Annotated in this window: 18 protein-coding genes; 9 read left to right on the top strand and 9 right to left on the bottom strand. The window is 51.5% G+C overall.

Annotated features, from left to right (window positions below; all coding sequences use genetic code 11):
- The first annotated feature begins 34 nt into the window (after nt 1-34).
- Nucleotides 35-4,078, top strand: coding sequence for an RHS repeat-associated core domain-containing protein (locus tag D5398_RS20095; protein WP_244216807.1), 4,044 nt, complete (start codon nt 35-37; stop codon nt 4,076-4,078).
- Nucleotides 4,079-4,206: 128 nt separating this feature from the next.
- A complete protein-coding gene (locus D5398_RS20090) occupies nt 4,207-4,878 on the top strand; it encodes an ankyrin repeat domain-containing protein (protein ID WP_244216806.1) in 672 nt (223 codons plus the stop codon).
- A gap of 159 nt (nt 4,879-5,037) precedes the next feature.
- Here the strand turns inward: D5398_RS20090 and fadR are convergent, their stop codons facing one another.
- A complete protein-coding gene (gene fadR, locus D5398_RS20085) occupies nt 5,038-5,760 on the bottom strand; it encodes a fatty acid metabolism transcriptional regulator FadR (RefSeq protein WP_120509208.1) in 723 nt (240 codons plus the stop codon).
- A gap of 244 nt (nt 5,761-6,004) precedes the next feature.
- Between fadR and nhaB the strand changes: the two genes are divergently transcribed.
- From nhaB to iraP, 4 genes are all read left to right on the top strand, one after another.
- Nucleotides 6,005-7,582: a sodium/proton antiporter NhaB gene (nhaB, locus tag D5398_RS20080; RefSeq protein WP_120509207.1), complete on the top strand. Its 1,578-nt coding sequence runs from the start codon at nt 6,005-6,007 to the stop codon at nt 7,580-7,582.
- A gap of 177 nt (nt 7,583-7,759) precedes the next feature.
- Nucleotides 7,760-8,290, top strand: a complete 531-nt coding sequence (gene dsbB, locus D5398_RS20075; protein WP_120509206.1) for a disulfide bond formation protein DsbB — start codon at nt 7,760-7,762, stop codon at nt 8,288-8,290.
- Between the two features lie 379 nt (nt 8,291-8,669).
- Nucleotides 8,670-9,779 carry an AI-2E family transporter gene (locus tag D5398_RS20070; RefSeq protein ID WP_120509205.1) on the top strand — a complete coding sequence of 370 codons (1,110 nt, stop codon included), beginning with the start codon at nt 8,670-8,672 and terminating at the stop codon, nt 9,777-9,779.
- 170 nt (nt 9,780-9,949) lie between these two features.
- On the top strand, nt 9,950-10,291 hold the full coding sequence (gene iraP / locus D5398_RS20065; protein ID WP_120509204.1) for an anti-adapter protein IraP: 342 nt from the start codon (nt 9,950-9,952) through the stop codon (nt 10,289-10,291).
- A 73-nt stretch (nt 10,292-10,364) separates the two neighbouring features.
- On the opposite strand, the gene D5398_RS20060 is transcribed toward iraP, so the two are convergent.
- The 4 genes from D5398_RS20060 to D5398_RS20045 form a co-directional block, all read right to left on the bottom strand.
- Entirely contained in the window at nt 10,365-10,814 is a 450-nt protein-coding gene (locus D5398_RS20060) for a YcgN family cysteine cluster protein (RefSeq protein ID WP_120131200.1), read from the bottom strand.
- Nucleotides 10,815-10,920: 106 nt separating this feature from the next.
- Entirely contained in the window at nt 10,921-11,577 is a 657-nt protein-coding gene (locus D5398_RS20055; RefSeq protein ID WP_120509203.1) for a fumarylacetoacetate hydrolase family protein, read from the bottom strand.
- A gap of 26 nt (nt 11,578-11,603) precedes the next feature.
- Nucleotides 11,604-12,782 (bottom strand): lytic murein transglycosylase, encoded by a 1,179-nt coding sequence (locus tag D5398_RS20050; RefSeq protein WP_120509202.1) that lies wholly within the window; start codon nt 12,780-12,782, stop codon nt 11,604-11,606.
- A 122-nt stretch (nt 12,783-12,904) separates the two neighbouring features.
- A complete protein-coding gene (locus D5398_RS20045; RefSeq protein ID WP_120509201.1) occupies nt 12,905-13,177 on the bottom strand; it encodes a YcgL domain-containing protein in 273 nt (90 codons plus the stop codon).
- Between the two features lie 136 nt (nt 13,178-13,313).
- Between D5398_RS20045 and minC the strand changes: the two genes are divergently transcribed.
- The 3 genes from minC to minE are packed head-to-tail and all read left to right on the top strand — an operon-like array spanning nt 13,314 to nt 15,113.
- Complete coding sequence (minC, locus tag D5398_RS20040) at nt 13,314-14,003, top strand: septum site-determining protein MinC (RefSeq protein ID WP_120509200.1); 690 nt, start codon at nt 13,314-13,316, stop codon at nt 14,001-14,003.
- 24 nt (nt 14,004-14,027) lie between these two features.
- On the top strand, nt 14,028-14,840 hold the full coding sequence (minD, locus tag D5398_RS20035) for a septum site-determining protein MinD (protein WP_120509199.1): 813 nt from the start codon (nt 14,028-14,030) through the stop codon (nt 14,838-14,840).
- Nucleotides 14,841-14,843: 3 nt separating this feature from the next.
- The gene (gene minE / locus D5398_RS20030) at nt 14,844-15,113 is read left to right on the top strand and encodes a cell division topological specificity factor MinE (RefSeq protein WP_112290033.1); all 270 of its coding nucleotides are present in this window, start codon (nt 14,844-14,846) and stop codon (nt 15,111-15,113) included.
- A 379-nt stretch (nt 15,114-15,492) separates the two neighbouring features.
- Here the strand turns inward: minE and rnd are convergent, their stop codons facing one another.
- The 4 genes from rnd to tsaB form a co-directional block, all read right to left on the bottom strand.
- Nucleotides 15,493-16,614, bottom strand: a complete 1,122-nt coding sequence (rnd, locus tag D5398_RS20025; protein ID WP_120509198.1) for a ribonuclease D — start codon at nt 16,612-16,614, stop codon at nt 15,493-15,495.
- A 97-nt stretch (nt 16,615-16,711) separates the two neighbouring features.
- Nucleotides 16,712-18,409: a long-chain-fatty-acid--CoA ligase FadD gene (gene fadD, locus D5398_RS20020; protein WP_120509197.1), complete on the bottom strand. Its 1,698-nt coding sequence runs from the start codon at nt 18,407-18,409 to the stop codon at nt 16,712-16,714.
- 323 nt (nt 18,410-18,732) lie between these two features.
- The gene (locus D5398_RS20015) at nt 18,733-19,365 is read right to left on the bottom strand and encodes a Slp family lipoprotein (protein WP_120509196.1); all 633 of its coding nucleotides are present in this window, start codon (nt 19,363-19,365) and stop codon (nt 18,733-18,735) included.
- A 72-nt stretch (nt 19,366-19,437) separates the two neighbouring features.
- A complete protein-coding gene (tsaB, locus tag D5398_RS20010; protein WP_120509195.1) occupies nt 19,438-20,139 on the bottom strand; it encodes a tRNA (adenosine(37)-N6)-threonylcarbamoyltransferase complex dimerization subunit type 1 TsaB in 702 nt (233 codons plus the stop codon).
- Nucleotides 20,140-20,283 lie beyond the last annotated feature (144 nt).

Below are 20,283 nucleotides of genomic sequence, written 5' to 3'. Positions count from 1 at the left end.
CATGACCGGATTTCCGGCAGCACGGCAGAAGGATATGACCGCCACTGGCGGCCCGATTGTTCAGGGCTCGCTCGGCGTAATGATTGGCGCGCCGACCGGCGTGGCGTGTTCGGTCTGTCCCGGCGGTGTCAAAGAAGGGAATCCGGTTAACCCGTCGCTGGGGGCTAAAGTCCTGCCGGATGAGACCGATATCGCGTTGCCCGCGGCGCTGCCGTTTGTCCTCAGCCGTTCGTACAGCAGTTATAAAACCGATACGCCCGCACCGGTCGGGCTGTTCGGCCCCGGCTGGACGGCGGCGGCGGACATCCGCCTGCAAATTCGGACTGATGAGCTGATTCTGAATGACAACGGCGGGCGCAGCCTGCATTTTCATCTGCTGCCGCCGGGTCAGATTGCCTTCAGCAACAGCGAAAAGCTCTGGCTGGCGCGCGGCGGCGTGGATAAACAAAGTGACGCGCATCCGCTCAGCAAACTTTGGCAGGCGCTGCCGGAGGCGCTTCGCAGCAGTGCGGAGGACTATTTCGTGGCGAACGACGCCACCGGTCCGTGGTGGATTTTAAGCGGCGTTCAACTTCCCGAAACGGCGCAGGACGAGCTGCCGCGCCCTCTGCCTGCCTCGCGCGAACTGCTCGGATTAACCGACCGCTTCGGCAATACGCTGCGCTATCACCGCGATACGCAGGGTGAGTTTGCCGGGCACATTACCGGCGTCACTGACAGCGCCGGACGGCGTTTTCGCCTTGAGCTGGCGCGGATTCCGGACTTCAGACCCTCGCCGAACACCGGCTGGGGCGACGATTCGGGCGTGCGCTTAGCCGCCGTCTGGCTGGTGAAAGATTTAAGCTTCCCGGATTTGCCCGACAAACCGCTGGTCCGCTATGACTACACGCCGCGCGGTGAGCTGAAAACCGTCTACGACCGCGCCGGAGAAATCGTCCGCCGCTTTGACTGGCACCCTGAATATACCGGCCTGATGGTTGCGCACCAGTACGCCGGACGCCCCGCAACGCGCTACGTTTACGATGATGCCTCCGGCAAAGTCATTTCGCAGGCGAATCCCGGCGGCCTGAACTATCAGTTTGAATACAGTTCTGACCAGACCCGCGTCACCGACAGCCTCGGGCGCGTGCGCGTCTACCACTTCGAGGGCGAACGCGGATTACGCCGGGTGGTGAAGCTTGAGCAGCCCGACGGCAGCAGTACGCAGAGCACCTTTGATACGCAGGGGCGGCTGACCTCGCAGACCGATAGCCTCGGGCGCATCACAAAATTTCAGCTAAACCCGGCCAACGGCGCGCTGGTGGCTGTTCTGCATCCCGACGGCGAAAAGCGCAGCCAGTTCAGCTACAACGGCGCAGGCCAGCTGGTCACCGCCATTGCGCCGGACGGGCGTCGGGTGGATAAAAAGTATGATGAATGTGGGCGCCTGACGGCGGAAACCGACGCCCTGCGCCAGACCCGCCGCTATCACTACGCGGATGAAAACAGTGCGCAGCCGTGCGCCACGGAAGACGCCGCGGGCGGCAGGCAGGAACTGGAATGGAATAAATACGGCCTGCTGAAAAGTTTCACCGACTGCTCCGGCTATAAAACCACCTACCGCTACAACCGCGACGGCCAGCAGGTGGAAATCCTGCATGAAGAAGGCATGACCACCCGGTTTGAATATGACGCGCGCGGCAGAAGAATATCGGGCGAAGATAGCGCGGGGGCAAAAACCCTCTGGCAGTACAATGAGGCCGGTGACGTAATTTCGGTTACCCGGCCTGACGGCAGCAAAAGTGTGCAGACCTACGATGCCCGCGGCAATCCGGCAAGCCAAAGTGACGGCGGCTTAACGCGCCGCACCGAATTCGACAGCGCGGGCAGGCTTGTCCGCCTGGTCAATGAAAACGGTGCCGAGACCCGCTTCAGCTATGACGTGATGGACCGGCTGACGCAGGAGACCGGCTTTGACGGGCGCACTCAAGCTTATCAGTATAACGCCGCCGGTCAGCTGGTTCAGAGCGACGACGCCGGGCTGACTACCCTCTGGCACTACGACGACGACGGTCAGCTCGTCCGCCAGCAGCGTCCCGACCTCAGCGACGGCCCCGACGAGGTGCTGTGGCGCTACGACGCCGCCGGTCGCGTGCTGGAAACCGGCCACCGCAGCGAGACCCATCTGGTCAGCGTGCGCTTTCAGTACGACGCCAACGACAATCTTACCGGCGAGCGGCAGATTATCCACAACGCCAGCGGCGACCTGCTGTGGCAGCACACCGTCCGGCGGCAGTTCGACCCGCGCGGCGTTGAGTCGTCTTTAACCTGCGACGGCCTGGCGGATATTCGCTGGCAGACGTACGGCCCCGGCCATCTGCTGGGCGTCAGGCTCGGCGACGACGTCCTGCTGGAACTCGCCCGCGACAAACTGCACCGGGAGACCACGCGGCAGTTCGGTCATGACTGGCAGTCCGGGAAAACCTATTCCCGCACAGGGCAACTTGCCGGGCAACACGCTTTATCAGGCAGTCATCTAACCCGCAATTATCACTACAACACCGCCGGACAGATGACGCAGATGTCCACCGGCGGCGGCGACCATTTTTACCGCTACACGCCCGCGGGCAGGCTGCACAGCGTCAGCTCACCGGCGGGCGTGCTGACCACCCTGACCGACCCGGCGGGCAACCGAACGCTCACGCATCATGATACGCATCCGGCTCCGATATACGAGCTTCCGGTCTGGCAGGGCAACCGTATTCAGCACGATGAAAGGTATCAGTATGAATACGATGTCTGGGGGGATCTGACCGCAAAGCGGCCTTATTACGCGGGCTGGGTGCAGCGGTCGCACGACGATGAGGCGGTTCACCGCTTTGCCTATGACCGCGCGCACCGGCTGACGCGCTTTAGCATTGAAGAGAACGGCCAGACCACGACACGAGCGCGCTATATTTATGACCCGCTCGGGCGGCGCGTTGGCAAGCAGGTGAGCACGCTCAATCCGCAAACGCAGGAAACCGACACGCAAAACACCTGGTTCGGCTGGGACGGTGACCGGCTGGTGCTGACCGAAAACCGCGACATCCAGCTGCACACCATTTATCACCCCGGCAGCTTCGTGCCGCTGCTGCGCGCCGAGCACGCGCGGGCAGAAGACAGCCACCGCACGCTGGCGGAAAAGCTCGAAGAGGACGCGGGCGGCGTGTTCCCGCCGGATATTCATGAGCGCTTTAACGTGATTGAGCAGGAAATCCGCCGCAATCAGGTGAGCGAGGCGAATCACCAGTGGCTGGCCTCCGTCAGCCTGAAGGCAGAAAACATCGCGCTGTGGGTCGACCCGCTGCCGGAAAGCGCCGAAATGGCCCTGCACCTGTTCCACTGCGACCCTCTGGGGACGCCAGTCGGGCTGATTAATCACAAAAATGGCAAGGTAGAATGGAGCGCGGAAATCGACGTCTGGGGGAACGTACAAAGCTGCGACAACCCGCAAAGACTCCGCCAGGCCATCCGCATGCAGGGCCAGCAATACGATGAAGAGTCGGGGCTGCATTATAACCGGCACCGCTATTATGACCCAGCGCAGGGGCGGTATATCACGCAGGATCCGATTGGGTTGAGAGGGGGATGGAATGGGTATTCATATACAAATAATCCGATAGAACAGGTTGACCCTCTTGGATTAGCAGGCTGGGATATCCTGACAAAAAAAACAGGGAGTAAATTAGCAATACCTGGGGCCACTTCCATGCCAGCACCTTCCGTGCGACCTGACGGCCAGCCTTGGGGGGCCGGCTGTGGTGATGCAGGTACTGATAAATATGTTCCGGATCGTATGTATGGAGCAGATTTTACAAATGCTTGCGGGATTCATGACAATTGCTATGGCACTTTGGGTAAAGATAAAGCCTTATGTGATGTCGAGTTAGGTAAAAATATAGTGCTCGCATGCGACGAGGCTCTTAAAGGCATACCTAATGTAGAAGAAATCCTCAATAGTTGTTACGTAATGTCCGGTATTTATCAGATTGCAGTAGAGAAAAAAGGGGGACCAGCATATGACGCTGCGCAAAAGGAGGCAGCTTCAAAAAATTAATTTCAAAGAACACGTAACCAATTGAATGCAAGTCAAAAAAAATTAATGGCACCTTGTATTATTCAATAGCCAAGAAAATATAACAAACATTTGGGATATTATATCTTCAAGTAAACACTGGTGAAATTATGATGTCAAAATCGATTGTTGTTTTATTAATTATTATTGCATCATTACTCGTATCTTGTGACGATTATGAAAGGAATTTCTACCTAAGTTCGCTTGCTGCTTCGCCAACCACAATAAATGGCCTGAAGTCACGATGGGAATTTTGCGAAAAATGTCTACAAAATAAAAAATGTAAACCTAAAGATGCTTTGCAATGCAAAACAGTAATGATACCTGATCGGAATCATGCATTGGAGGTTGCGATAGGAAGAGGAAATACTGAGGCGGTATACTTCCTGGTTAATGAAACAAAAGCCGATGTAAATGGTATCTTAGGAAATTATAATGGGACACCATTGATGACAGCGGCATATTATGGAACTAAGGTGCATCAAGAAATTGCAGAGTTTTTGATTTCGCGTGGTGCCAATGTAAACTCGACAAGAAATTCCCCGCCCATTGATACAGCGTTACTAATCTCTATATGGAAAAATAATACTGATTTTGCGATTTTTTTACTTAAAAATGGTGCCGACCCTTCTCTAACATTTTTAGGTCATAAAGAAGGAAATGCATGTGTTCGGGCTAATGTGAAAAAAAATATGCAACTAATCCCTAAAATACCCGGTTGTTGTTTGTTTATGTCTAAACGTCCTGATTTGAACCAGAGTAACTTTAATATATGTAAATGAAATTACTTACACAACCTTCTCTAAAGCACAACGGCCAGCAATGCTGGCCGTTGTGCTTTAGAACGGAAACAACTAACTGCCCAGACCTGTCGACTTTGAGGTAACCGGCTTTACACAGGTTGCCATCACTTTCATCAGCGTTTCCAAAAAGTTCGGAAATTAACGGTGTTTTTGTTCCGTTAAGTCACCTGGCATCGCGCTCTGCATGCTGTGCCAGATTTCACCACTCTGACGGCCATAAATACGGACGCAATCAACTATCTGCTCGTAACTTTTTTCGTGGCAGATGTCAGACAGTTTTTTGTAGAAAGTGATCGCCAGTTTACGCGCTTCAGGATTGGAGAAGTAATAACGTCCGACGCGGGTATATAATCCGCGTAATCCGTTGATGATCAGCCCGTAAATCGGGTTGCCGGAAGCAAAGGCCAGACCACGGAAAATACCGTAATCGAGCGCCGTAAAGGCCTCGGCATGATCTTCAACTTCGCTGGCTTTTGCCAGTACCTCCTGAGTTTCTTCCGGATTGCTACGCATCGCTTTTCGAATAAATATCGTCGCAATATTGGTACGGACAGACAGCAAGTTATCAATGAGCTGCGGTACGCTTTCGTGATCGAGACGCGCCAGTGTTTCCAGAATATTCAGGCCCGACGTTTCCCAAAAATTGTTCACTTTGGTCGGTTTTCCGTGCTGAATTGTCAACCAGCCATCCCGGGCAAGCCGCTGTAACACCTCACGCAATGTGGTTCGGGTCACGCCAATGAGTTCTGAAAGTTCTCTCTCGGCGGGCAAAATTGAGCCTGGAGGGAAGCGACTGTTCCAGATACTTTCGATGATATACTCTTCGGCAAAACCGGCAGGACTTTGTGCCTTAATAACCATGTGTTTGTCGTTCCGTGTGGGACTTTTATTGGGGATATAGTTCAGCTCATCATACCAGATGAAAAACGCCGGTTATAGCCGTCAGGCCGAACAAATGTTGAAACTGTGCAGGGGTTTGCAGAATTTCAAATTTCTTAATGGTTTACCAGGCAGCCCTTTCGGGTGGAAAATTTCAGTCAGACAATTACACTGACCCATGCTTTTGATACAACTGAAAATTACAGACAAAGGAAATCTGGGGAATATGGAAACAACCTACGGTCGCGCATTTATAAAAAACTTTTTGGGGCAGTCCCCTAACTGGTACAAAATTACCATTCTGACGTTTTTGATTATTAACCCGTTGATTTTCTTTCTGGTCAGCCCGTTTTTAGCCGGATGGCTGCTGGTCGTCGAGTTCATTTTTACACTGGGTATGGCGCTCAAATGCTATCCTCTCCAGCCGGGCGGTCTGCTGGCTATCGAAGCGGTCATGATCGGTATGACCACCGCAGAGCGCATTCGCGAAGAGATTTCGGCCAACCTCGAAGTCATCCTGCTGCTGATTTTTATGGTGGCGGGCATCTACTTTATGAAGCAGTTGCTGCTGACCGTTTTTACCAAACTGCTGCTGAATCTGAGAAATAAAATTGCGCTGTCGATGGCCTTTTGTTTTGCTGCCGCTTTTCTTTCTGCCTTCCTCGATGCCCTGACAGTTATCGCCGTGGTGATCAGTGTTTCAGTCGGGTTCTATTCGATTTACCACAATTTCGCCTCAAATCAGAGTGAAAGCGCGGACGTGACCGACGACAGCACGTTTACGGGTAATCAGCAGCACCAGGCTGTGCTGGAACAGTTCCGTGCGTTCTTACGCAGCCTGATGATGCATGCAGGCGTAGGTACTGCGCTCGGCGGCGTGATGACAATGGTAGGTGAGCCGCAGAACCTGATTATCGCCAAAAGCGCTGACTGGCAGTTTGTCGATTTCCTGATCCGCATGTCTCCGGTTACCGTGCCGGTGTTTATCTGTGGTTTCGTGGTGTGCGGGCTGGTCGAACGCTTCCGTCTGTTTGGTTATGGCGCAAAATTGCCGCATCCGGTGTATGAAGTACTCAAAAAGTTCGATCAGAAAAACAGCGAGAATATTACCAAACAGGAACGCATTAAGCTGGCGGTGCAGGTCGTTATAGGTGTGTGGCTTATTATCGCGCTGGCTTTCCATCTGGCAGAAGTCGGGTTGATCGGCCTGACGGTCATTATCTTTGCTACTGCGTTTTGCGGTGTGACGGATGAACATGCGATTGGTAAAGCTTTCCAGGATTCCCTGCCCTTCACCGCCCTGCTGACTGTCTTTTTTGCCATCGTCGCCGTGATTATCGAACAGCATCTGTTCACTCCCATCATTCACTATGTGCTTCAGTCAGCGCCTTCAAACCAGCTGTCATTGTTTTATCTGTTCAACGGATTGCTTTCTTCTGTTTCTGATAACGTTTTTGTCGGCACGGTTTATATCAATGAAGCGAAATCGGCACTGGTTAATGGCGTGATTGACCTGAAGCAGTTCGAACTGCTGGCGGTCGCGATCAATACCGGGACAAACCTGCCCTCTGTGGCCACTCCCAACGGTCAGGCGGCATTCCTGTTCCTGCTGACTTCTGCCCTTGCTCCGCTTATCCGGCTTTCTTACGGAAGAATGGTCTGGATGGCGCTGCCTTACACGGTTGTGATGACGCTGGTAGGTTTGCTGTGCGTACAATATCTGCTGCCGGATATGACGCAGTGGTTTACGAATATGGGATGGCTGAGTTTACCACCGGCCAGTGAATTGCTCATGCCTCACTGATCCCGAAGTCGTACCCGGTAATTTTCTGGAACCTTGTAATCTTGAAAATTACCGAAATTAATCGTGAAAAGTCCGGTTCATATTATTTTTTTACCTAATATTTATTCTGACAGGCTGGCAGCAGAGAGCAATTGGTTTACACTGCGTCTCAGTAGCTAACTGCAGGGAAAATTTACTATGTTGCAATATCTTAACCGCTGTTCTCAAGGCCGCGGTGCATGGCTTCTGATGGCTCTTACCGCCCTGGCTCTTGAGCTGGTCGCGTTGTATTTCCAACACGTGATGCTTCTTAAACCTTGTGTCATGTGTATTTATGAACGCTGTGCGTTGATGGGTATTCTGGCAGCTGGCCTGGTCGGTGCTATCGCCCCTTCCACCTGGTTACGTTATGCCGGTATTCTCATCTGGATTTACAGCGCTTATGAAGGGATCCGTCTGTCATGGGAACACACCATGATCCAGCTGCATCCTTCTCCGTTCGCGACTTGTGATTTTGCTGCCCGCTTCCCGACCTGGTTGCCGCTGGACAAATGGTTCCCGTGGATGTTTATTGCCAGCGGTGATTGCGCGGAAAAGCAGTGGGAATTCCTTTCGCTCGGTATGCCGCAATGGCTGGTAGTTGTTTTCAGCGTATTTATGGTGATTGCGATTTTGGTGCTGCTTGCCCAGTTCGTTAAACCTAAACGCCGCGATTTGTTCGGTCGTTAATTTTAGCAAACAGAATTCATCAGGGCGCCTCAGGGCGCCTTTTCTATGGACATCAGTATCATTACGCAGGGAATGCAGACTCTTTTAATGTGAATGATTTATATGACTAATCTGGAACTGCAATGAAAAATCTACCTGTCTGGCTCATCTGGATAATTTGCGTCGGAGCTTGTGTTCTTTTCTGGGCCGCGGTCGGTTTCATCTTTTATGGCTTCTTTAAATAAAGAGATACACGACAACCTGCCCGGTGTTTTCCTCCTCCGGGCCTTTAACAACCCGCAGTGTTGCCACCAATATTGAGCAAAAAAAGACCTGAATTTGTAAAAACCTCAATGAGTTCTATGCTACGAGGGCAAAAAGGTTCATCAGAGGAACAAGTATGGTCGTCAAAGGGTTTTCAAAAGGTTTTTTCATCGCGATTCTTTTCATCGTAACTTTGGCTTTTTTCGATGTATTGAGGCCTTATTATTCTTCCGTACTATGGGCAGTTATTCTCGCAGTTATTTTTAATCCGCTGAAAAACCGGCTTAAGCAATATGTCGGTGATCGTAACGGTCTTGTTTCTTTTTTAACCGTTATGATTATATGTCTGATTGTATTCACACCGTTGGCGATTATTACTTCTTCGCTGGCAATCGAATTCAATGCGGTTTACACCAAACTTCAGGGGAATGACTCGCAGTTACCGGTCATGCTGACTGATACCATCCATCATCTACCGCGCTGGGCCAGACATTTCCTGTCGGAACATAATCTGGACAGTACGACTGAAATTCAGAAAAAGCTTTCCGACGTCGCCCTGCAAGGCAGTCAGTATCTGGCAGGCAGTGTATTTGTTATCGGTAAAAGCACATTCGGCTTTGTTGTCGGTTTTGGCATCATGCTGTATATCCTGTTCTTCCTGCTGAAAGATGGCGCCTATCTTGTCAATCTTACGCTGGAAGCCCTTCCACTTTCCCGCCACGTCAAACACCATTTGTTTATGAAGTTTGCGGCAGTGTCCCGTGCGACAGTGAAAGGGACGGTAGTGGTAGCAATCGTTCAGGGCGCTCTGGGCGGGCTGGCGTTTTATATTGCAGGTCTGGATGGCAGCCTTCTTTGGGGCGCGCTGATGGCTTTCTTGTCAATCATTCCGGCGGTAGGGTCAGCCATTATCTGGGTACCGGCTGCCATTTATTTCTTCGCTTCAGGTATGCTGTGGCAGGGGATCTTTATCGTGGTCTTCTTCGTTGTGGTCATCGGTATCGTGGATAACGTTTTACGTCCGCTGCTGGTCGGCAAAGACACCAAAATGCCAGATTACCTGATCCTTATCACCACGCTCGGTGGGATGGAAGTCTACGGCATTAACGGCTTTGTGATCGGCCCGCTGATTGCGGCATTGTTCATCGCCTGCTGGAATATTCTTTCCGGGCGCGACCATCAGAACAATACCGATGAGATTGATGAAGATTTCATTGAAGAAGGTAAAAATCATCCGGAGACATGATACGCAGGGCATTTGATCCGAATGCCCGGTCAGCGCATCGTTATCTTGCTTTTGAATTTTACGGGCGGTTGCTACTAACCGCCCAGTTTTACCAAATATGATTATGCAGTTTTCAGAACCAGGCGTAGAAATAAATGGCAACTTACACTTTCGATCTGCAGGGGTAATAAATGAAAAATATCATTTTAGGTATGATCGCAAAAATCTCCCGTATGGAAGCAGACACCAAACAGCTTACCGCTCAGGTTGAGGCGCAGTCACTCCTTCTCGGCGCAATTTTCATCACTGTCGGGAAAAATGGCGGGCCTCAGGAAATCATCGAAAGCGTCAATAAAGCCATTAATTCCGTGCTCGACTCCGATGATGAAGTTCTTAAATCCGACGCCAAAATATTGTTCGAACAGTTTCAGGCATTGATCGAGATGACACGACTTATCGATAAAGCCGATCCTGAGCTGGATTCAGAAGCACTCAGTGCACTGGGTGCTGTCCGTCCCGATTCAGAGATCTGAATATCATCCCGAAATCAAAAAGCCCTGGCATTTGCCGGGGCTTTTTGATTTCGAAGCACAAAGCAGAACGCGCTTACTTCGCCCAGCTTGGCTTATTCATAATGTGATCCTGCCAGTCTTCCACGTCATCTTCGCGCACGGCGATATAACGCACGGAAATCTGCGCAGTATGCATGGCAGATTTGGAGGCCTTATTCAGCAGCGGATGCCACGGCAACAGGGGCTTACCCTCACCTATCAGGCGGTAAGCGCAGGTAGGCGGCAACCAGTCGAAGGTGGTCAGGTTTTCGCGCGTCAGTTTGATGCAGTCTTCTTCCAGTGTGAAACGACGTTCGTAGTTGCGGCACTGACAAGATTTAATATTGAGCTGGTTACACGCGACGTTGGTGAAGTAAATCTCGTCCGTGTCTTCATCAATCAGCTTATGCAGGCAGCATTGCCCGCAGCCGTCGCACAATGCTTCCCATTCTTGGTCAGTCATTTCAGACAGCGTTTTTTGCTGCCAAAAAGCGGGTTCAGTCATGATGTGCATCCGGTATAAATAAAATGAGGGTGCTTATATAGACGCTTTGGCCTGCAGATGCAAGTAAAGCCGCCGGAAAGCTGCACCGGCGGCATCTTGCATAGCGTTAAATCACACGGGTGGTGACCTGCTTACTATTCAGTTTAGCTAAGATTTCATCGCCAGCGTGAAGCGGGCCGACGCCGTGCGGAGTCCCGGTCAGGATGATGTCACCGGCGCGTAGCGTAAAGAAACGGCTCATATAGGCTATCAGCGGTAAAAGCGGCGTCAGCATGTCACGGGTATTGCCTGACTGACACATCTGCCCGTTGATCTCCAGCAGTAAATCGGCCTGCTGCGCATCGCCAAACTCACTGACCGGAATAAACCCGCTGACAGGACATGAGCCGTCAAATCCTTTGGCTCTTTCCCAGGGTTGTCCGGACTCTTTAAGCTGAGCTTGCAAATCCCGCAGCGTGAGATCCAGCGCCAGCCCGTAACCGACGATGGCATTAGCAACGCGATCTTCCGTTGCCTGCTTCAGCGGAGTGCCGATCAGTACCGCCAGTTCGACTTCATAATGCACAGCGCCGAAATCCTTTGGGATCGCGACAGGCTGTCGAATATCGCAGAGCGCCGTTTCCGGTTTGATAAACACCACCGGTTCTGCCGACTGCTTTCCGCCCATCTCTTTGATGTGGTCTGCATAGTTATTGCCGACACACACCACCTTGTTCACCGGGAAATCGAGTAATGCGCCATGCCAGTCTCTGTGTTGGTACATACAGCCACTCCTTGATGTGAGGAATATCAGCCGCTGAACGGATTATGCGGTGCCGGCGCTAAGGGTGCGGAAGGGGCCGGTGTGGTCTGAGCGGGTGTTGCCGCGCCGGAAATCACCGGCGCCTGCGCGCCCGTAACACCATCCGCCATCATGCCGATACTCAGCGCGAAATAGGTTGAGCGGTTCCAGTGCATGATCGTACGGAAATTATCGTAAACCAGGAACGCGCGCCCTTGCGTGTCATCAGGTGTGATAATCCACGCGCGGGTGGCCGTCGATGTCAGCGGAGTGCCGTCGACCTGTGTTACGCCAAGTTGCTGCCAGTAACGGGCAGGATGCATCTGGTTATTTTTAAGCCCTGCCAGACTGCCGTCAAAGTTAGCAGGCAGTTTCACTTCCTGACCCCACCCCTGATCACCCTTCCAGCCTTCTTTGGATAAATAGTTGGCCGTTGAGGCAAACACATCATCCGTGTTTTTCCAGATATCGATTTTGCCATCGCTGTTACCGTCTGCACCGTAAGTCAGATACGAGCTTGGCATAAACTGCGACTGTCCCATCGCACCAGCCCATGAGCCTTTCATCATGTCACTGCTGGCTTTGCCGGAATCAACAATTTTAAGTGCCGACATAAATTCTTTGGTGAAGAAAGCTTCACGTCGCCCTTCGAAGGCCAGCGTTGCCAGTGCAGAGTACACATCCTCTTTACCCTGAATTTTGCCGAAGCTGCTTTCCATCGCCCACAGCGCCACGATGTACTGCGGCTGTACGCCATAACGGTCGCTGGCTTTTGTCAGCGCAGGCAGGTTATTTTGCAACTGCTCCTGCCCCTGTTTAATCTTCCATTCAGGCAGTACTCGGGTCAGATAATCGTCGAGAGTGATTTTTTTCTCTAACTGATTGCGGTCTGAATTGATCACGCGGTCGACGAAATGGATATTCGCGAAGGTGCTGTCGATAGTCTGCTGGCTGATGCCCTGAGCGAGCGCCTGCGCTTTGAGTTGTTCGACATAAGCCGGGAATTCAGCGGGATCCCGCCCCTGTTCTGCCAGAGACGTTTTGCCTGAAGGCGCTGCCGGTGCGGCGGCGGCAGGCTGTGTTGCCGGAGTGGATGGCGCGGTAGTTTGCCCTGATGTAGCTTTCTGTGATGCACAACCGCTGAGGATGATCAGCGGTGTTAACACGGCCAGTGCCGACAATTTCATCAATTTCTTCCTTTTGACTTCTGCAAGTGATTCATCATTCTAAGCTTTGAGCACTACAACGATGAATGCAAGTCATGACGTCCGAAAGTTCGAGGAATGCCGAAACAATTGTCAGGAATACGTTATTTACTGGTGTCACTCAGATGGATATTCAATAAACTTTCTGCTGGCGGTGGAACCTGCAGATAATAACCCTGCTCTTCGAGAGACTGACGCACTTTCGCAATATCGGCCGCAGCCAGTTTTTCACGGTTCGCCAGATTTAACATCATTGCGAACTGAGGCACGCCAAAACCTTTCAGTAATTCTTCAGGCACACGGGAGAAATCGTCTTTTTTTTCGACATACAGATAAGTCTGGTCGCGTTTAGTACTCCTATAGATCACACAAAGCATTTTTTTAACTCTATTTTATTGAAACGGTGGCTTGCCTAGATATAACTGTAACTATAACATGCTTATCGTACATCGGAATATCGCCCCCCGAGTGGTATTCCGGGGATTTAGAGTTGCTGAGACTGAGTCAGGATAGATGTCACAATCGCCAATAGAACTAAAAGGCAGCAGTTTTACCTTATCGGTTGTTCATTTACATAGTTCACAACCAGAGGTTATTTATCAGGCATTACAGGAAAAAGTGGAGCAAGCTCCGGCCTTTTTGAAAAATGCCCCTGTTGTTATCAACGTTGCTTCACTCACAGGTGCGGCAAACTGGAAAGACATTCAACAGGCTGTCGCTTCTGCAGGCTTTCGCGTTGTTGGCATCAGTGGTTGTAAAGACGAAGCGCAAAAACGCGCACTTTCCCGCACCGGTTTGCCGCTGCTGAGTGAAGGTCGTGCCCAACGTATCGCTGCTGAACCACCGGTTCCTGTCGTGCCCGACAATGCCCCGGCCAAGACCCGCATTGTCAGTACCCCGGTCAGATCCGGCCAACAGATTTATGCCCGTAACAGCGACCTCATCGTGACCAATAGTGTCAGCGCAGGTGCGGAACTGATTGCCGATGGCAATATCCACATCTACGGCATGATGCGAGGCAGAGCACTGGCCGGCGCCGCCGGCGATGCAAATTGTCAGATTTTTTGCATGCAATTAGGCGCTGAACTAGTCTCTATCGCAGGGCAATACTGGTTGAGTGATCAAATCCCGGCCGATTATCTCGGTCAGGCAGCGCGCCTCAGCCTGATAAATAATGTGTTAACCATACAACCTTTAAACTAAGCCCTTTTGACAAGGAATCCATTCATGGCACGCATCATAGTTGTTACATCGGGTAAAGGGGGCGTTGGCAAGACCACTTCAAGCGCGGCCATTGCTACCGGTTTAGCTCAAAAAGGCAAAAAGACTGTTGTTATCGATTTCGATATCGGTCTGCGTAATCTCGATTTGATTATGGGCTGTGAGCGCCGGGTGGTTTATGATTTCGTGAACGTGATCCAGGGTGATGCCACGCTGAATCAGGCGCTTATCAAAGATAAACGCACTGAAAACCTGTTTATTCTTCCGGCCTCACAGACGCGCGATAAAGATGCGCTGACCCGTGAAGGCGTGGAAAAAATCCTCAATGATTTAGGCGAGATGGAATTCGACTTCGTTGTGTGTGACTCCCCGGCAGGTATTGAAACCGGTGCGCTGATGGCGTTGTATTTCGCCGATGAAGCCGTGATCACCACCAACCCTGAAGTCTCATCCGTTCGAGATTCCGACCGTATTCTGGGTATTTTGTCTTCAAAATCCCGTCGTGCGGAGCAAGGCCAGGAGCCTATCAAAGAACACCTGCTTCTTACCCGTTACAACCCGGGCCGTGTCAGTCGTGGCGACATGCTGAGCATGGAAGATGTGCTGGAAATCCTGCGCATTCCTTTGATCGGGGTTATCCCTGAAGATCAGTCTGTACTGCGTGCGTCCAACCAGGGCGAACCGGTCATTCTGGATCAGGAATCCGATGCAGGCAAAGCGTATGACGATACCGTCAGCCGTCTGCTCGGGGAAGAACGTGCATTCCGTTTTATTGAGGAAGAGAAGAAGAGTTTCCTGAAACGCCTTTTTGGGGGATAAACCATGGCATTGTTAGATTTCTTTCTGTCCCGCAAAAAATCGACAGCCAATATAGCCAAGGAACGGCTACAGATCATCGTAGCCGAACGGCGTCGTGGGGATAGTGAACCGTCGTATCTGCCTGAACTGAAACGCGATATTCTCGCGGTCATCTGTAAGTACATTAAGATTGACCCTGAAATGTTGCAGGTTCAGTTCGAGCAAAAAGGTGACGATATTTCCGTACTGGAACTTAACGTTACCCTGCCAGAGTCGGAAGAAGCGCCTAAATGACAGCAGTCCGTTTAGCCTGTTTACAGGTGTTTTTTTCAGCATAGCGCCCTCTGTTTCCTCAGGGGGCCACTGTCTTTTTCATATCCCTTTCTGTTATTCTTTTATTCCCCTCAAATAACCACTGTATATAAACCCACTAGCCAGATTCATTTTTCTTCAGTTTTAGTGTTATTCCTGAAAAATTTGATTAAGACTCATCTCATTCAAGCTGGAAATTAATCTCCTTACACTGATTTAATTCGGCATGTTTTATGACAACGCTTTATGGGCAAACATCTTATCGGCTAATGTTTTTCCAAAAAGAATAAAAAAGAGCGGGACATTTGCCCGCTCTTTTTTATTCACACTATGAATTTATTTATCTTTCTTAACGAAGAAATCAGTAATTGCTAAGAATTTCATTGAGCCTTTCAGCTAATAATTTCCCACGCCAGCCGCTGATTAATTCCGGCTGTGATTCTTTGTCTTTTAACTTCCAGTGATGAGTCAGCAACTGGTTAATCTGACGACGTGATGCCAGTAATTCAACACTGAGTTTGCTCTCTTCACTCACCGTCTGGATCAGGGCCTTGATGTCTTTGAAGACTTTGCGATAACCAGACTGGTCGATAAGGTTCAGAATCGGTGCCGGAAGTTCTGTTTCATCCAGCGCATTGGACTCTTCCACCAGCGCCAGCAACGTACGACCGTGATAGCGAATTTCCGGACCACTCAGGCCCAGCGCTTCAAGCTCGCCCAGTGAGGTTGGCTGATAGCGGGCGACCTGCCAGAGGTTTTCCTCGCGCACCACAAAGTTCACCGCCAGGTCACGCTGACGAGCCTGATTAAGACGCCATGCGGCTAACAGTTTGAGGCAGCCTAACTGACGCGGACGCAGCTGAAACGCATTACCGATTTCCAGATAAGCCAGCTCAGGTTGCAGTACTTCACTGCGGCGACGGCAAAGTGCCAGACATTCGTCCAGCGCCGCTTCCATCCACCCTGCTTCTTCGGTTTCACGCATCAGCTGATCGGCCAGTGGCAGCAGATACCACACGTCAGCCGCCGCATACACACATTGCTTTTCGCTCAGAGGGCGGGCAATCCAGTCAGTGCGCGATTCACTTTTATCCAGCTCAACGCCTGTCGTCTCTGCCACCAGACGCGCAAAGCCACACGACAGCGGACGTCCGCTGAACGCAGCGAGGATTTGCGTATCAATCAGAGGGGTCGGCATCACACCAAAAGCATTGAGAAACACTTCGAGATCTTCGCTGCCCGCATGGAGGAACTTGATGACATCAGGATTAATCAGTAAATCAATGAAAGGCTGCCAGGCGGTGATCGGTAAAGGATCGATGAGCGTGAGCTGTTCGCCGTCAAAAAGCTGAATCAGACCCAGTTGCGGGTAATAAGTACGGGTGCGAACAAATTCGGTATCCAGCGCAATTTTGCTGTGCGCTTTAGCCTGAAGACAAACCTGCTCCAGTGCATCATTGGTGGTGATCAACTGATAATTCAAATCTTAATTCTCTTAATCATTACTGCGTTATAACGTGACAACGCCGGACATCGCCGGCGTTAAGAATCTGACTATCACTGAACAAACGTGTTAACCGCTATGCTGCATCCTGCTTAGGATCGGCCTTGGGTTTTGCCTGCTCATCGCGAAGTTCCCGTCTGAGGATTTTACCGACATTTGACTTCGGTAACTCATCACGGAACTCGACAATCTTCGGTACTTTGTAACCGGTTAATAACCGGCGACAGTGCGCCAGCAGTTCTTCGCTGGTCAGTGACGAGTCTTTTTTCACCACGCAAATTTTGACAATTTCACCCGACGACTCATTCGGCACACCAATGGCGGCAACTTCGAGCACTTTGTCGTGTTGTGAAACTACCTCTTCAATTTCGTTAGGGTAAACATTGAAACCGGAAACCAGAATCATGTCTTTTTTACGGTCAACAATCCGTAAGAAGCCCTGCTCGTCCACTGTAACGATATCGCCCGTCGATAACCAGCCATCTTTTAGCACCTCATCAGTTGCCGAAGGCCGCTGCCAGTATCCCAGCATGACCTGAGGACCACGCACCCACAACTCGCCAGGCTGCCCCGGCGCGACATCGTGGCCGTTATCATCCACCAGGCGTACTTCTGTCGATGGCACCGGCAAACCGATACTACCGCTGTAATGTTTCAGATCGTACGGGTTGCCTGCGACCAGCGGTGAACATTCTGTCAGACCGTAACCTTCCAGCAGATGTTTACCGGTCAGTTTTTCCCATTTGTCTGCCACTGATTTCTGCACCGACATCCCGCCGCCAACTGAAAGACGCAGCGTGGAGAAATCCAGTTCACGGAAATCTTCGTTATTGAGCAGCGCATTAAACAGAGTATTGACCCCGCTGATGGCGGTAAACGGGTATTTAGCCAGCTCTTTAACCATTCCTGAAACGTCGCGGGGATTGGTGATAAGTAAGCTCTTACCGCCCAGATCGAGGAACAACAGGCAATTCACTGTCAGGGCAAAAATATGGTAAAGCGGAAGCGCCGTCACCACCAGTTCATGGCCCGGCCGCAGCAGTGGGGCATAGGCCGCTTTGGCCTGTTCGAGATTCGCCTGCATGTTTCTGTGTGTCAGCATCGCGCCCTTCGCCACGCCTGTCGTTCCGCCGGTATATTGCAGAAACGCCAGATCGTCATTGATGATATCGGGTTTGATATATTGCAGACGACGCCCGCGCTGTAAAACGGTTCGGAAGGAAATCGCGTTCGGCAGATGATATTTCGGCACCAGCCGTTTGATATATTTCACCACAAAGTTGACCAGGGTGCCTTTGGCGGCAGATAGCTGATCACCCATGCGGGTCAGGATGACGTGCTTGACCTGCGTTTTGTACACCACTTTTTCCAGCGTATGGGCAAAGTTGGAGACAATCACAATGGCACTGGCACCGCTGTCGTTAAGCTGATGCTCGAGCTCGCGCGGTGTGTACAGCGGGTTAACATTAACCACTACCATACCTGCGCGCAACACGCCAAACAGTGCAATCGGGTATTGCAGCAAATTCGGCATCATCAGCGCAACACGGTCGCCCTTTTGCAGACCCAGCTCATTTTGCAAATAAGCGGCGAAAGCCCGGCTGCGTTCTTCGAGCTTGCGATAAGTCATCGCCTCGCCCATGTTAATAAATGCCACACTGTCGGCATAACGCAGTGCGGAATTTTCAAACATTTCGACCAGCGAACTGTAGCGGTCAGGATCGATGTTCTCAGGAACATCTGCCGGATATCGTTTTAGCCAAACCTTTTCCAAGGTATCACTCCTGAAATCATGTTCTGTTGCCGTCTCTATTCGACGAGTTTTATCACGTCTTTAACAATATTTTAACTCAGCTTACCAGTTGCGTTTCAAACAATGTTGAGGTTGAGAGGCGGGTCACTTTTTCTGCGCCCTTAGTTTGCCAAACCATCCCTGGCCAACTTTCTTAGCGATAAATAAAAAGGCGGCAATTAAGCCGCCTTAACAACTGCCTTTAATGCTTAGGTGGCGGCAGCACGGGATGTGCCGGAGCCGGTTTTACTGTCGCCGGAGGTGACCCTCCGTGGGGAGGGTATCCACCGTGCGACGGCGGAGGTCTATTCGGTGACGACGCTCTCGACCCGTGCGGGTGTCGTGTCATACCAACCGGGCCCCCAGCCGGGTCCAAACCCGCGCCCCCATGTATCATAAGGGCCGCCGTATCCGTAACCCCACGGGCCGAATGGCTGCGGAGGCATAACGACCTGTTGCTGTATCCGCCAGCGTTTATAGCTGTTGACGTTTACCGTGACAAAATCATAGGAAGTCTGGCCAATTTTGCCTTTCTCCACACCGGTAATCGGCCCGACGACGGTGACCAGCTGATTGCGATAATCAACAGGATCCACAAAGCCGTTAATGTAGGCCATGATGCGCCCGCGCGACGCCGCGCCTAAGATCGGTCTTGCGCCTTCGTCCAGCGGCACCGTGGCAATTTCAAGGCGGGTTTTGTTTTGCAGATTGGTCACTGAGACCACTTTGCCACCAAAACGCGACTCCTGCCCGACATAAAGACTCGGCGCGCCCTGCACTGCCTGTAAATTCATCTGCGGGGTCGCCGTGGTTCCGCGAATTTCATCCGGCACCGTGACACAACCCGATAATACCAGAGCACTCAGTGCAACCGCACTTAGCGCCATTCTCTTACCCGTTTTACCTGAAAACTGCTGAATTACAGACCACTTACGCATTACGATGACTCCTGTGGAAACTCTTCATTTTGACCACTTTTCAGAGCACAAGTTGCCTGACTTTACCGTCATTTACCGTCCCGGCAACTTTTTCCATGTCACTTCGTTGCGCAGGTAAGTCGGTTCCGCATCTTCGGGATTAACACGAATACCCTTTTCCCAGAGCTGGAGCGCCAACGGCAGCATATCTTCCGCATGAGGCAGTGATATTTTGCCATCAAATAATTCCGCGACCGGAGATTCACCTAACAGATGAGGATACGTCTCCCAGCCGGTTCCCACTGTTGCAAAACGGCCAGGTAATGCTGCGGCGCGTGCCAGAAGCTGTTCCGGCTTGATGACTTTCTCGGTCTCTTCACCGCTCCAGACGCCCTGCGCATTGCGGCTAAATTCACCCCAGTACACTTCACCCATGCGCGCATCAATGGCTGAGAGTACATTTTCTGCACCGGTCACGCGATACGCACCCTGAGCCATGGTCTGCAACGTAGACACCGGCAGCAAAGGCAGTTCCGCACCCAGAGAGAGCCCCTGAGCCATACCAATGCCGATACGCACACCGGTAAAACTGCCCGGACCGCGTCCAAAAGCCAGCGCGTCGAGCTGAGTCAGTGAAAGTCCCGCCTCGGCGAGAATTTGCTGAACCATCGGCAAAATGCGCTGCGTATGCTCGCGGGCACAGAGTTCAAAATGAGCGAGCGTTTCGCCCTGATTATAAAGCGCAACCGAACAGGCTTCTGTCGCCGTATCAATTGCTAAAATTCGCGTGGACATGCCAGACCTCAGGCGGGAAAATTAATAAGTTTACGCCCTAAATACTTTGAGTTGCAGGAAGGCGATAAGCTCGAGAATCCCCTGGTACTTAATAACTAAGTGCCTGGAGTGAGTGAGCGCAGTCAACGCATCTGCAACTTGAAA

Origin of the sequence: Rahnella bruchi, assembly GCF_003614975.1 — a bacterium.
Lineage (GTDB): Bacteria > Pseudomonadota > Gammaproteobacteria > Enterobacterales > Enterobacteriaceae > Rahnella > Rahnella bruchi.
Note: the sequence above shows the minus strand (reverse complement) of the source record. Positions and strands in the feature narration are given on the sequence as shown.